Origin of the sequence: Microcoleus sp. D2_18a_D3, from assembly GCF_036702455.1 — a bacterium.
Taxonomy (GTDB): Bacteria; Cyanobacteriota; Cyanobacteriia; order Cyanobacteriales; family Microcoleaceae; genus Microcoleus.
In genome coordinates this window covers 13,777-28,462 of record NZ_JAUBTK010000007.1, presented here as the reverse complement: position 1 = coordinate 28,462, position 14,686 = coordinate 13,777, and the positions used below count along the sequence as shown (strand labels likewise).

9 protein-coding genes are annotated in these 14,686 nt (G+C 45.2%); 2 read left to right on the top strand and 7 right to left on the bottom strand.

Features of this window, described 5'->3' with window-relative positions; genetic code table 11:
• Positions 1 to 163: 163 nt before the first annotated feature.
• The 6 genes from QUB06_RS05270 to QUB06_RS05245 form a co-directional block, all read right to left on the bottom strand.
• Positions 164 to 2,167, bottom strand: a complete 2,004-nt coding sequence (locus tag QUB06_RS05270) for an ABC transporter ATP-binding protein (protein WP_333434411.1) — start codon at positions 2,165 to 2,167, stop codon at positions 164 to 166.
• A gap of 92 nt (positions 2,168 to 2,259) precedes the next feature.
• Positions 2,260 to 3,411: a glycosyltransferase family 4 protein gene (locus QUB06_RS05265; protein ID WP_333434410.1), complete on the bottom strand. Its 1,152-nt coding sequence runs from the start codon at positions 3,409 to 3,411 to the stop codon at positions 2,260 to 2,262.
• Between the two features lie 279 nt (positions 3,412 to 3,690).
• Positions 3,691 to 4,509, bottom strand: coding sequence for a putative nucleotide-diphospho-sugar transferase (locus QUB06_RS05260; RefSeq protein WP_333434409.1), 819 nt, complete (start codon positions 4,507 to 4,509; stop codon positions 3,691 to 3,693).
• A 9-nt stretch (positions 4,510 to 4,518) separates the two neighbouring features.
• Positions 4,519 to 5,163 (bottom strand): hypothetical protein, encoded by a 645-nt coding sequence (locus QUB06_RS05255; RefSeq protein WP_333434408.1) that lies wholly within the window; start codon positions 5,161 to 5,163, stop codon positions 4,519 to 4,521.
• A gap of 196 nt (positions 5,164 to 5,359) precedes the next feature.
• Positions 5,360 to 6,358 (bottom strand): UDP-glucose 4-epimerase GalE, encoded by a 999-nt coding sequence (gene galE, locus QUB06_RS05250; RefSeq protein ID WP_333434407.1) that lies wholly within the window; start codon positions 6,356 to 6,358, stop codon positions 5,360 to 5,362.
• A gap of 200 nt (positions 6,359 to 6,558) precedes the next feature.
• Positions 6,559 to 6,762: a hypothetical protein gene (locus tag QUB06_RS05245; protein ID WP_333285563.1), complete on the bottom strand. Its 204-nt coding sequence runs from the start codon at positions 6,760 to 6,762 to the stop codon at positions 6,559 to 6,561.
• Positions 6,763 to 6,997: 235 nt separating this feature from the next.
• On the opposite strand from QUB06_RS05245, the gene gloB reads away from it, so the two are divergent.
• Positions 6,998 to 7,771, top strand: a complete 774-nt coding sequence (gene gloB / locus QUB06_RS05240; protein WP_333434406.1) for a hydroxyacylglutathione hydrolase — start codon at positions 6,998 to 7,000, stop codon at positions 7,769 to 7,771.
• 102 nt (positions 7,772 to 7,873) lie between these two features.
• Here gloB and QUB06_RS05235 read toward each other — a convergent pair whose 3' ends face one another.
• Positions 7,874 to 8,827: a glycosyltransferase gene (locus tag QUB06_RS05235; protein ID WP_333434405.1), complete on the bottom strand. Its 954-nt coding sequence runs from the start codon at positions 8,825 to 8,827 to the stop codon at positions 7,874 to 7,876.
• Positions 8,828 to 9,328: 501 nt separating this feature from the next.
• Between QUB06_RS05235 and QUB06_RS05230 the strand changes: the two genes are divergently transcribed.
• Complete coding sequence (locus QUB06_RS05230) at positions 9,329 to 14,497, top strand: PAS domain S-box protein (protein WP_333434404.1); 5,169 nt, start codon at positions 9,329 to 9,331, stop codon at positions 14,495 to 14,497.
• Positions 14,498 to 14,686: the final 189 nt, after the last annotated feature.

Below are 14,686 nucleotides of genomic sequence, written 5' to 3'. Positions count from 1 at the left end.
AGTTAGTAATTAGTAATTGTTGACTGTTGACTGTTGACTGTTGACTGTTGACTGTTGACTAATGACTAATGACTAATGACTAATGACTAATGACTAATGACTAATGACTAATGACTAATGACTACTGACTACTGACTACTGACTACTGCCAACTGCCAACTGACTACTTTTTAACAGCCTGACGCTTAATAGTATTTTCTATAAATTCTAAAGTCGTGAAAATATTAGCAGCCGAGTGAAATGATTCTCTGATTAACTCGTCTCTTTCTTCGGGAGAGTCTACCATTTCATCTACTAGCATTTTGAGGTAAGCTATCATGGGAGTCAGGCGAGTGCGAATTTCGTAAGAACCTCTAATTAGAGCTTCATCGCGAGCGGTTTCTTCGGCAAATTGCACTGAATACAAGCGAGTGTAGTATCCTCCTTTTGCTAGCAATTCTTCGTGGGAACCCATTTCTACTACTTGCCCGCGATCGATCACGGCGATTTTGTTGGCTTTTTGGACTGTGGAGAGGCGGTGGGCGATTACCAACGTTGTGCGATCGCAGCTCAATTTCTCGATCGCCGCTTGCACGTACCTTTCCGAAACCGTATCCAGCGAACTCGTTGCCTCATCTAAAATTAAGATTTCCGGGTTTTGCAGCAGGGCTCTAGCAATTGAAATTCTCTGACGCTGCCCTCCCGATAAAATCACGCCCCGATCGCCAATTTGAGTATCTAACCCATCGGGCAACAGTTGGATAAACTCGTAAGCATTCGCTCCCTTCGCCGCTTCCACAATTTCTTCCTCAGTCGCATCGGGCTTAGCATAAGCAATATTTTCGCGCACTGAAGCATTAAACAAAAACGTATCTTGGCTAACAATACCCATCGCTTGTCTGAGACTTTTCAGCTCAAATTCGCGCAAATCCCTGCCATCTAGCGAGATATGACCTTCAGTAGGATCGTAAAATCTCGGCAGTAAATCTGCCAAAGTTGACTTGCCAGAACCCGAAGTTCCTACCAAAGCCAAAGTAGTGCCGTGAGGTAGAAATAAATCAATTCCTTGCAAAACTAAATTTTTGTGGTTAGGATAACTAAAAGATATTTTATTAAAATGAATTCCCGATCGCAAATGAGTGTAAGGCACAGAACCGTTGAGCATAAATGGCTTGTCCTCGCAGCTCAAAAAATCATTAACCACCTCTACACTAGCCGAGGTATTAGCAAATTGACTGCGCCCGCTATTCAACTGAGAAATTAAAGGAATTAACCTAAAAAGTACCAATAAGTAGGTTAATAAAATTGTAGCAATAGACTCTATCTCATTCGCAAATATTGTGCGACCTATAAATACAATCAAAATTATAACTATCAAATTAACAACTTCGTTAATTGGGGCGATCGCCGCATAATTTACCTGAGCCTGAAAATCCGCTTGTTCTCGCCTTTGAATTAAATGCTTGATCCGCTGATACTCCCTTTCCTCGTTCCCAGTTGACTTGACCAGCCGAATCCCCGTAATGGTTTCGAGCACCCTAACCGAATAATCTTTCGACATTTCAGAAAGCAGGTGGCCAAAATGCTTGGAACGGTTAATAATATATTGATTTGCCCAAGCAACTAACGCCAGCAAAACTGTAGCTGTCACCGTCAGTTTCCACGAGATAGAAAGTAGCAGACCCACAAAAACCAAAACCGTGATTGACGTAGTAAACATTCCGATGGCCGTACCAACTGCACTAGCAGTCCGACCAATCTCTCCGCCCAATCTATTAATTAAATCCCCGACTTTAGTTTTAGAGTAAAAATCTAGATCTACTTCTAACAACAACCGCAAACCTGCTTCTCGCAAATCAAAAGTCAGAGAGCGCGTCAGAGAAGTAGCTACTAAAGTATTGATATAACTCGCAACATTTTTTAAAAAAATTGCCAGCACAACCGCCCCGGTCATCAACATTAAACGCTGATTTTCGGGCATTCCCTCAAAGGGATACATCAAAGTTTTAATGAGAGATGGAGCGCCGCGCAGCTCGATAGCGTGATCTAAAAAACTTAAAAGCACTGGTACAATCAGAGTAGTGCTGATACCGTTGAATAAAGCGCCAGAAAAGCCCAGCATCACAGTTAAGATAATCCTGCCGGGATATCGTCTGGCAAATTTTAGGAGTAGCTTATTGGCAGACATGAAGCATTCCCAGCTAAACAGTACGGCCTCTCAAAATCTTCTTTAATAACAGCCAGCTTTTCTTCCTCCCGTGAGTCGGTTTAAAATAACATTTACATACCTGCGATTATATCTGAAAGTATCGGTTTCATTGCTTGAATACTATATTTTTTCACACATCTTTCCCGAGCTTTCATTCCTTGTAAATTAGCCGCTGTCAAATTTTGAAATATCCATTGAATTTTTTGTGAAATTTGAGCGGGAGAACCCGGATCGACTAAATAACCCGTTCCCCCTAAAATTGCTGGAATATCCCCCACTCGCGTAGACAAAACAGGCTTAGCCATTGCCATGCCATCTGTCAGCTTGAGCGGAAACTGAGCCACGGCTGTGAGAGTTTCTCGCTGAGGAACAACGACAACATGAGCCGCCGCTACAACCGACGGCATCGTCTCCACTGGAAACCTTGGCAGTTTAATAATCCAACGCCCCCATTGTTTCACAAGTTTATCATCATAATCATCATAAGGACTCCCGCCGACGATCGCTAATTTTAAATCGGGTTCATTTAACTGTTCGAGGGCCATCAAAACATCCTCAACACCTTTGTGAGGTCGCGGCGCACCGGGAAACATTAAGATTCTATACCCGGACAAGCCGTAACGCTGTCTGCTCAATTCAGGATTGTATTTAGCAGGGTCGAACATTGCAGTATCCTTACCATTAGGCAAATATACGCCACCAAAACGCTGTTTTAGAAACTCAGTATCAACGGTGACTGCATCAGCGCGGGAAACTAAACTTTCCATCCACTGAATATACAGCGGATGATCGGGTTCTCTCAACTCACCATTGTCTTTAAAAATATCTCGATAAAGCTGTTTAAAAGAAGGACGGTATTTCCATTCATCTCCGCCGTACCAGCTAAGTTCCCAGTCGTCTATATCTAAAATCACAGGGCGGTTAGTATCCATTTTTTTTAGCAGTGATAAACCCAAGCTTGTAGGTTTAGGTTTGACTGCATAAATAATATCCCCATCTATTTTTTTCAAAAGTTTTTGAGCATCCATCAAAAACCCCGGATATTTTTTACCAGGTATCGCACATACCGGGATGTCTCGCGGAGGAATAGCATACAATTCCTTGCCACACTGAAATCCAACAACTTCTACATCACATTTAAGATTGAGCAAGACTTGAGCTAAGAGAAAAGCACGAATTGCACCTCCTCCTGACAAATCGCTCACTACTAATGAAACTTTCACTGAGTATTTTGTTTAAAACCTTGGTTTGATTTTCCTGCTTAACCGAGCTTTTGTCAAGGCTATTAGGACTGGCGCCCTCCAGACCAAAGAAACCGGGTTTGAACCAGGGGAAAGGACAGCAACGAAGTATTTGGGTAAAAAACCCAGTGATGCACTTGGGAGTGTTATTCCAGCCAGCAATACTTATTCTCAGTAATTTTTGGGTATGTTGAGGCTAATTTATTTTTAATTTTTGCAGAAATTTTGTTGCTTTTGATGCCGTTTGATAACAAACTTTAATTATTTTAAACGCCAGGGATTGTTAAGTTGATTTGGTAAAAATATTTTAGCTGTGCGATCGACTATTCTAGTAAAGAGCGATCGCGTCACGTTCTTCGCGTACTGAGGGCGGTAAGGATAAGTGCAGTGCATTACTTTAATCGGTTTGTCGATCGTATAAACATCTTTCCACTTATCCAAGTAGTTGTAAACCGGGGACAAAGTTGTCATTTTCGGTTTCACCGATTCAACAGCCGCCGCAAAAGCGCCTTGGTCTTTCAATAGTAGCACATTTTGATGCGCCACTACCCTATCGAAATATTTCTTAAAGTTTGTGAACAATTCCTGAGTTTTACTGCTTTTCGTAAAAGCGATAAATCCGCCATTGTATTGAATGCTATTTTCATTTAGCGGCAACCCGACAGACTGCAAAGTTGACAGAATATCCTGCTTGACTCTTAATAAATTTGCTGCTTTAGCAATCGCAGGCTGCACGTCTTCTGTTACCAGCAAATCTACTTCATCAAGATAGTCAAAAACTTCATATATTGGCGATAGCAAACAAATATCGCAGTCCAGATAAATAGTTTTCTCAAAAGGAGATTGTTGATACAAAGCCAGCTTAGCTTGTCGCGATGCTAAAACAGGATTTTCGTGTTTCGGTGCGGCCTGCAATCTCACATTTCCGAACACCAAAAGTAAGGGATATAAAAATCGCGGGACTCTATCTATTAAAATAATAATTGGTTCGCTGTGAAACTTCCTGACTGAAGCTAGAAAATGTATGCAGTCTTGAAATGAGTACAATCCAATTAAAATGGTGATAAATCCTCTCTCCATATCTTTTATCTAGCGATAGTAAAAATCGAAATTTAATAAGGCAATTAACTGTGTTTTTAATAACCGATAGAGATATTGCCAATGCTCAAACTGCAATTTCTCCCCAACTTTATCCCAAAAGGTTCTTACTTGATTTTTTTGCCAGTCCCAATGAGCAAAAGAATGCTCCATAATTTGAGCGAGTTCCTGCCACCCGTCATTACGAATATTCCACCCAACTTTAGCAGTTGCTAACCCAATGGGATTACCGTCTTTTGTTTTGACTTTTTGCACTTCAAAAAATCTTCCAATCTTTCCCCATTCTTGAATAAACTGAATTTCTTTCCCATTGTCTCTGGCAATTACGAACAAATTTTCTTGAACAAAACTTACCTTTTTCAAGGGTATTTCTAGCTTTTTTGCTAATTTATGAATTGCCTCTTTTCTCCCAGGCAATGATTGATTTGGTGGATGTTCTAGAATGGGAATAAACCCTTTACAAGTAATTCCTGACATCCATTCTCTCTCCGGCACTTTTCCTAGGATTCTTGTATCTGCATCCACAAAGATTGTCACTCGGCATAATTCTAAGGCTTTTTTTAGTGCAAATCGTTTATCATTATAACAATAATCTACACCTTCGCGACTTTTTTTAAAGGCGAAAACATTCGTCAAATTTTGAAAGTCATTTGGGTAGTCAGTACAAACAACTAGCATCGTCCCTAGAGAATGAGTTTCTAAGTCGGCTGCTAGTTGTTTGGCTAATTCGCGATACTTTTTCCCAAAAGCTAAGGTGCAAAAACAAAAATCTTTGTGACTGTTTAACATTATTTTTGACTCAATTTTTGCACTTGTTTTATTTGAGTTTATGCTAACTGTGACGCTTTTGATGCCACTGCCAAGCATGGGAGATAATATCCTTGATGTCTGGATATTCAGGAGACCAACCCAAGGTTTCGATCGCCTTTTTGCTGCTACCAACTAAAGAAGGCGGGTCTCCTGGACGCCGATCGCACTCAACAGCCTTAATCTCTTTTCCCGTCACTTGACGAGCCGCTTCTATCACCTCTTTCACCGAAAACCCGCCGCCGTTGCCCAAATTAAAGAAATCTGATTTGCCACCATTTAACAAATATTCTAATCCTAAAATGTGAGCCGATGCCAAATCGTTAACGTGAATGTAATCCCGAATGCAAGTACCGTCAGGAGTATCGTAATCCGTGCCAAAAATCGCGATCGAATCTCGTTTCCCCAAAGCGGCGAACAACACCAGCGGGATCAGGTGAGTTTCTGGATTGTGATCCTCTCCTAACAACCCGTTAGGGTCAGCCCCAGCCGCGTTAAAATAGCGGAAACAAACAGACTTGAAATCATACGCAGCGTCAAAATCAGACAAAATCCTTTCTACCATTAACTTAGTAGCACCGTAGGGATTGATCGGGTTTTGTGGGTGGTCTTCTGTGAGCGGAATTTTCTGCGGTACACCGTAAGTCGCGCAAGTAGAAGAAAACACAAATTTCTTCACCCCAGCAGCGATCATTGCTTCCAAAAGCGTAATAGTGCCGATGACATTGTTGCGATAATATTTAGCTGGGTCGGTAACAGATTCGCCCACGTAAGCGTAAGCAGAAAAGTGCATTACCGCATCAATCTTGTGCGTAGCAAACAAGTTGTCTAGAAGAGTGCGATCGTTCGTATCGCCAACTACCAACTCGACCTGCAAAGCCTGATCTACTATATCTCTGTGACCGTAAACTAAATTATCCAAAATCACCACACCGTAACCGGCGTTTTTCAGCGCTAATACCGCGTGAGAGCCAATATATCCAGCTCCGCCCGTCACCAAAATAGTTTGTTTTTCTGAACTCATTTTCTTCTGCCTGTTTTTGTAGCTGGGATTGCCAAGAGCCTTGTTACTTTGAGACTTCCACATCAGACGCTTTCACACTCCGCGTGAGCCGGAGAATTAAAGCGAAATATATAGGCTTTGCTGTGCGGGACGGGACGATCGCACTCCTAAAAAACGCTTTTTACACTCCAGATAGATGCTGACTGTGCAAGTCTTTCTGTTCACTCGATAAACTTGAGGCGACCAATTTGGATATAATCAAATATCCGATTGATTTGATGTCGATCCTCTTCTGAAATTTTATCATCTGACAGGATAGCCGAAGTCAAAACTAAGTGTTCCCTGCGAGTGATCTTGCCAGACGCTACAATCCGATCGACTTTTTGAGAAATTGTTAAGTTCGATTTGTTGTGAGATGTTCGCATTTATTCGATCGCTTTTATGCCAAAATAGTTAAAGCCGATTGCAGTTCATGACCCAAAAATGGTGCGTACCCGACCGCAAATCAATTTGCTCAACAGCAGAAATAACGTATCAGAAACGTATCAGAGTTTTACTTCCCAAGATAGATATGCGGACTTAATAAATCTGCAATCAGCCTTCGGATAGCGTTCAGACTAACTTAATTATATAATATTTTTCCTAGAGAGGCACTTTTCTATGCAGGTTTATCGGCTTCCGGTACTGTCCGACAATTACATTTTCTTGCTGCACGACCCCGATAGCCACACAGCAGCAGTCGTCGATCCAGCGCGATCGCAGCCAGTGTTAGAGCAACTGCAAGCACTCGGAGCCGAATTAACCGCAATTTTCAATACCCACCACCACAGCGACCACGTAGGCGGCAATCAGGAACTGATCGATCGCTTTCCCCAAATTAAAGTTTACGCTGGCGCAGAAGATAGAGGCAGAATACCCGGACAGCAAGTGTTTTTACAAGCGGGCGATCGAGTTTCTTTCGCCAACAGAACCGCCGAAGTCTTCTTCCTACCCGGCCACACAAAAGCTCACATCGCCTACTATTTCCCCCCCAACAACCCCAGCGAAACCGGCGAGTTGTTCTGCGGCGACACTTTATTTGCTGGAGGCTGCGGCAGGCTCAAAGAAGGCACTCCCGCCCAAATGTTAGCCTCTCTGCGGCAACTGCGAAACTTGCCTGATAGTACGAGAGTCTGGTGCGCCCACGAATACACGCTGAACAACCTGCAATTTGCCTTGAGTGTGGATGGCGACAATCCCGATTTACAGCAGCGCTTCGCCGAAGTCAAGGAAGCGCGCAGTCGATCGCAACCTACAATACCATCATCGATCGGCCTCGAAAAAAGCACAAACCCATTTTTGCGCTGGGATTTTCCCAACCTCCAATCAGCCGCCAACACCCGCGATCCAGTGCAAACCTTCGCTCGATTGCGCGGCATGAAAGACCAATTTTGACCGAAAGCATCCAGGATACAAGCCCCCGGATTCATCCGTGGGGTCAATGCTTCAATGCTTCAATTCTAAAATCTAAAATCTAAAATCTAAAATCGATTGACCTTAACGTTTTTGTTGTTTCAGGTAACTCTTAAACTTGAGTATCGGTTCGCTCAACCACCTGTCAAGTCTTTGGTATTTTAGGTGAAAGCTCGACAGCCCCTTAAACTTATTTTGGATTTTTTCCAGTTCGTCCTTAAACGGTGTCTGAGACAACATATCGAGCCATAATTGATTGGGGGCGGAGCTTTCCCACGGTTTCGGTCTTGACATAAAGTGCATCACTTTACTTGACATATCATCAGTCTTGTGGTTGTTCCATATTTGGTCTAATTGCTTCCACCTTCCCACTAAAACTGAATTTAATGCACCTTGATCGCGATCGCCCCAAACGTAGGTTATAGCGTTTTGGAGCAACTTTTCCGACAGTTGCTCTTCCTCCCAAAGCTTCATGTTGTAAACTAAAACACCACTATTGAAATAAGGGTTTAGATCTTGATAATTGTTGGGATTTCCCCAGACGTTGGCTGCGGCTGCTATCGGCAGAGTTTGAAAATCTAGGTTCCACAGCGGCTCTAAGTTCCCCAGAACGATCGTGTCGCTGTCGAGCCAAATCAGCCTTTCTGTTTCCTTGGTATATTTTCGCGGCTCCAATTTAACGTAAGGAAGTTTAGAACCTGATATCGAAAGAAGTTGGTCGTAATTAGATTGCAATTCTTGCCATTCAATTTTGTATTTGCAGCAATTCTGTAACTGTTCCTTTTCCTGTGAATCTATCCTAGTAGATACAATGCTAATTTTTACAGGCTGATCCCCAGATTGGCTAACATTGATATCTACAGACTTGAGAAGTGCTGCTAACCCCAGAATATAGGTGCGATCTGCGGCTGTGAATATGTGCATAGGATTAAATTTGTGAGATGAACAGCAAACGTGACACAAACGCTGCGATTGGAGGAAGCAGGCGGCCCTGTATTGGGGTAAATACGATCGCCCGTTTACCGTTGAGACGAACATACTATTGCCTAAATTTCCGATCGCATTTACACAAAGAAACTGGGTTTCTAAGTAGGTAGGCGCAAATAAAGTTTACAATGTAACAGAATGTACGGCGGGCGTAACAAGAGTGATTGCTTCGTTTCATTCGCTCCCAGAGAGACCTTATGTATTTTCAAGCTTCATCCACTTATTTACCTGTGCACAAGTTTCATCTGTTCGCGCCCGAAAACGAGCAACCGCCGTTGGTAATATGCAGCAACGCAAAAGCCGATGAGACTGACCTCGCATTTGAAACAGCGAGAAATTTGCCCGTCGCCTGTGCTGAATCTTGCAACTGGTTAAGACGTGGGATTTTACTATAAAATAAATTGTCTCCATCTGGATATTACCGCAGGACGATCGACATCCATCTTAGGTTTGAAGTGTCACCCTGCTCACATCAAAAGTTCCTCTGGTTATTTCCCTATTATTGAGCGCGATTTGCTTTGCCCAAAGTAAAAGGAGCGTTGTTAGAAACCGATGCAAAACCCACGCAATACTGAACTCCAAGCAAAAATCGACCCCTCTGTTTCAACGGATTCTAACAAAGCGCTCTACCCAGCCGCGCCTTTGCCAACTGATGTAGGGATGGTTCTGCAATTGGCAGATGGTAGCATTCAGGGGTGCAATTCTCACGCCCAGGATCTGTTGGGGATGACAGCACAACAGATGCTCTTATGCACTTCAATCAACAGTCGGTGGCAGACTCTGCATGAAGATGGCTCGGATTTTCCCGGCGAGACACATCCGGCGATGGTGGCGTTGCAAACCGGGCAACCATGCTCAAATGTCATCATGGGCTTTTATCAGCCACAGGGAAAATTGATTTGGTTGACGCTCAATTCTCAACCTTTATTTCAGGGAGATCGATCGACTCCCTATGCGGTAGTAACAACCTTCACGGAGCTCGCTCAACCTCAGCCTGAACCAGTCTGTAACGCGCCCGCGGCACAACTGTCAGACACCCTCGAAAGCATTTCGGACGGGTTTTTTACTTTGGATCGAGATTGGCGATTTACCTACCTCAATTCGCAAGCGGCGCGGTGGCTAAATCGACCCTCAAAAGATTTGATTGGCAACAACATTTGGGAAGAGTTTCCCGAATCAGCGGGCAGTTTGTTTGAGCTCGCATCTTGCACCATTCTCAAGAACGGGCAAGATGCCCGTTCCACAAAAGATGAATTTTCTTCTTGTGGAACAGGCATCTTGCCTGTTCGGGAACAAATTACGGTTAGTTTTGAATCTTTTTATCCGCCACTCAATGCTTGGTATGCGGTACGAGCCTATCCGATCGCCTCGGGACTTGCCGTTTATTTTCAAGATGTCACCGAGGAGAAAGCGGCTCGGGCTGCTTTTGTTAAACAAGCGCAAACGGCACACCAACAACTAGCAGAAATCGAGGCGATTTATGCTAGTGCGCCGATCGGACTTTGCTTCCTTGATACTGAGTTGCGGTTTGTCCGCCTCAACGATTGGCTAGCAGAAATTAACGGAGTTCCAGCCGCCGCCCACATCGGCAAAACATTGCGCGAAATCTTGCCAGAAATGGCAGATGATTTAGAGCCGCTTTACCGACAAGTTATTGAAACTAAAGTTCCACTCCAACAGCTCGAAGTTCGCAGGACGAACTCAGCACAGCCGGGAGTCGATCGCGATTGGCTGTTGAGTCTCTATCCGCTCAGGGCGGAGGACGATCGCGTTTTGGGCGTGAATGTGACGGTGCTAGAAATTACCGATCGCAAAGCTACCAAAAAAGAAATTCAACGGCTCAACCAAGAACTAGAGCGACGAGTTAATGAACTGCAATCGATACTGGATGCTGTACCCGTTGGCATTACGATCGCCGACGACCCACAGTGTCAAGTAATTCGCGCTAACCGGTTTGCCCTGTCGATGTTGCAAGTGCCGGCCGATACCAATGTTTCTGGAACCGGAGAGCAAGCGGCAGTCCTTCCGTTTAGACGATTCCGCAACGGAGAAGAAATTCCGGGAGAACAACTCCCCATGCAACTAGCCGTAGCTTCCGGCGTCGAAGTGCGAGATGTGGAAATTCAAATGGTGCGCGAGGACGGGGCGGCCTTTGATTGGTTGGTGAATGCGGTGCCGTTATTTGACGAACAAGGCGCAGTTCGCGGCTGTGTGGCGGCCTTTATGGATATTAGCGAGCGCAAACAAGCTATTGCTGCTTTGCGCCGTTCCGAGGAACGCTATCGCACTTTGTTTGAGTCCCTAGACGAAGGCTTTTGCATCATCGAAATGCTGTTTGATGCCAACGAAAAGCCGATCGATTACCGCTTTTTAGAAGTCAATCCGGCCTTCTTGAAACAAACCGGACTCGAACAAGCTGTGGGTAAAACGGCGCGCCAGATGCTTCCGGATCTCGAAGATTATTGGTTTGAGATTTACGGCCAAGTCGCGCTGACAGGGGAACCCCTGCGCTTCGAGCAGGGATCGGAAGTCCTCAACCGCTGGTTTGAGGTTTCGGCGTTCCGCACTCCTGAGCCGCAGAGCCGAAAAGTCGCCTTACTTTTCAAAGAAATCAGTGAGCGCAAACAATCAGAGAATCGGCTGCGGCAACAGGAAGAACAACTGCGGCTGTTCGTGAAACGTTCGCCTGCGGGGGTGGCGATGTTTGACCGCCAGATGCGGTATATGCTGGTAAGCGACCGCTGGCTATCAAGTTACGGGCTCGGCGATCGAAACATTGTGGGCCGATCGCACTACGACATCTTTCCCAATTTGCCCGAGCGTTGGAAACAAATCCACCAGCGCTGTCTGGCGGGAGAAGTCGAAATCTGCCAAGAAGATCAGTTTCCCCGCCCTGATGGCTTGATCGACTGGGTGCGCTGGGAAATTCACCCTTGGCGAACCAACACCAATGAGATTGGCGGTATCATGATTTTTTCCGAAATCATCACCGATCGCAAAAACGCTGAACTCGCGGTGCAAGCGGCCTCCCAGCAAGTCAGCAATATTCTAGAAAGTATTACCGATGCCTTTATCGCGATCGATTCACAATGGCGCTATACCTACGTTAATGCCACTGCTGAAAAACTGCTTTCTCGATCGAGAGCCGACTTGTTAGGTCGATCGATCTGGGAGGTATTCCCCGCCGAGAAAGAATCCAATTCAAGGGTCTATCAAGAATTTCATCGAGTCGTTAACGAGCAAGTTTCTGTCAAATTTGAAGAGTTTTCGCCGTCGCTCCAGATATATATAGAAGTGAGCGCCTATCCAGCCGCAGAAGGATTTACGGCTTATTGGAGCGATATTAGCGATCGCAAACGCACTGAAGAAGAACTGCGGCAAAAAAATGCGATTTTGAATGTGATTAACGAGTCAGCGCCCACGCCAATTTTTGTCAAAAATCGAGAAGGACAGATTATTTATGCAAATCCAGCCACGCTGGAAATAATGGGCAAATCTGCTTCTGAAGTAATTGGTGGTCGCGATATCGATTTATACCCAGTAGTAGAACTTGCAGTCACAGTCACGGAAAACGATCGGCGCATTATGGAATCTGGACAAACAGAAGTCCTCGAAGAATCTCACGATGGCATTCGGACATTTCTGGTAATGAAAGCTCCCTACCGCAATCAGGCGGGAGAAGTCATCGGCTTGATTGGCATCTCCAGCGACATCACAAATCGCAAACGAGCAGAAGTCGCCCTGCAAGAACAAACTAAGTTACTGCAAGTAATTATTGACAGCATTGGTGATGGTTTGATTTTGGCAAACCAACAAGGGGAGTTGGTGCTGTTTAACCGAGCCGCCGTGGGGATATTCGGTCAGCTATCGAATGAAAAATCTTGTGAGGAATGGTCGATTACCTACGGGCTATTTATGACTGACAAAAAAACCCTCTTTCCCGACGGTGAACTACCTCTAGCCAGAGCAATCAAAGGTGAATATGTCAATGATGTAGAGGTATTTGTGCGCCGTGAAGATTCCGAAGAACGTTGGATCAGTATCAGCGGTTATCCGGTAGTTGATACTAGCAGCGAAATCAAAGGCGGAGTCATTGTCTGTCGGGATATCACAGAACGCAAACAAGCTTTATCAGCGCTGCAAGAAAGCGAAGAACGATTCCGCACTATGGCTAACAACGCTCCATTTATGGTGTGGGTAACAGACTCCACAGGCTATTGCACTTTCTTGAGCGAAACCTGGTATGAATTCACAGGTCAAACTGAGGAAACAGGTTTGGGATTGGGTTGGATCAACGCCTTGCATCCAGAAGACCGAGAATACGCCAAGAACGCATTTTTGACCGCCAACGAACGCCAGGAACGGTACAGCGTGGAATATCGCGTCGGGCGCAAGGATGGCGGATATTCTTGGGCGATGGATGCGGCTGCTCCCAGATTTTCCGAACAGGGACAATTTGAGGGTTATATCGGCTCTGTTATCGACATTACAGAGCGCAAACAAGTCGAAACCGAGCGTGATATGGTTCTTAAATTAGAACAAACTGCCCGCACGGAAGCCGAGCGAGCTAACCGCATTAAAGACGAGTTTCTGGCGGTGCTTTCTCACGAGTTGCGATCGCCCCTGAATCCGATTTTAGGCTGGTCGCAACTGCTCGTTGGCGGCAAGCTGAACAGGACTCAAACTGCCAAGGCTTTTGAGACGATTGAGCGCAACGCCAAACTGCAATCTCAATTAATCGAAGACTTGCTCGACGTGTCTCGGATTCTGCAAGGAAAACTCAGATTGAATGTGGCTCCGATGAATCTGGCAACCATTATTCCGTCTGCTGTGGAAACCGTGCAATTAGCCGCCGAAGCTAAAAAAATTCAAATCCAAACAATCTTAAATACCGATGTCGGGCAAGTAGTTGGCGATACAAGTCGCTTGCAACAAATAGTGTGGAATTTGTTATCAAATGCGGTGAAGTTCACGCCCGAAGGCGGTCGAATTGAAGTTCGATTAGAGCAAGTCGAACACCAAGCTCAAATTCAAGTCATAGATACTGGTAAAGGCATTCTTCCCGATTTCTTGCCTTATGTTTTTGACCATTTCCGACAAGAAGATGGCGCCACAACTCGCAAATTTGGCGGCTTGGGATTGGGATTGGCGATCGTCCGCCAACTGATCGAACTTCACGGCGGAACGGTGTTTGCAGAAAGCGCAGGAGTTGGTCAAGGAGCGACGTTTACGGTGAGATTACCGCTATTAAATGATGATTCTAGAAGGCAGGAGGAGGAAGAACGTCATGGGGCTGCTAGTCCCGATCTCTCATCCAGGCCGCTAGCTGGATTGAGAATTTTGGTGGTAGATGATGAACTCGACTCGCGAGATTTTGTCGCTTTTGTGCTTGAGGAAGCGGGTGCAGAGGTGATTTCCCTGGCATCTGCTGCTGAGGCGCTGGAGTCGATCGAACAAACTGCACCGGATTTGCTCGTCAGCGACATTGGAATGCCCCAGATGGACGGGTATATGTTGATCCATCGCATCCGCACTCAGCTTGCGCCTGAGTATCGGCAGTTGTTGGCGATCGCCTTAACGGCCTATGCTGGAGAAGCGAACGAGCGCCAAGTTTTGCAAGCCGGATTTGACAAACACTTAGCCAAGCCGATCAATTCGACCCAGTTAGTTGCTACTGTAGCGCGAGCGATCGTCGCCCAGCGCCTTGAAAATAAAGCCTGACTTCTCGGTAAGACAGGGCAATTTAGTTGATTTGGCTCATTACACCACCCCAGTTTGGCGTATTTTAAAACTGAATTTGCCCGTTAAAAATATTATCCCTGTCTCTTCCCTCGATCCTCGAATCTCAACATCCATCCGTTAAATCCGTTACATCCGCTACAAAATCCGTTGCCGAACTTCCTTGCGATC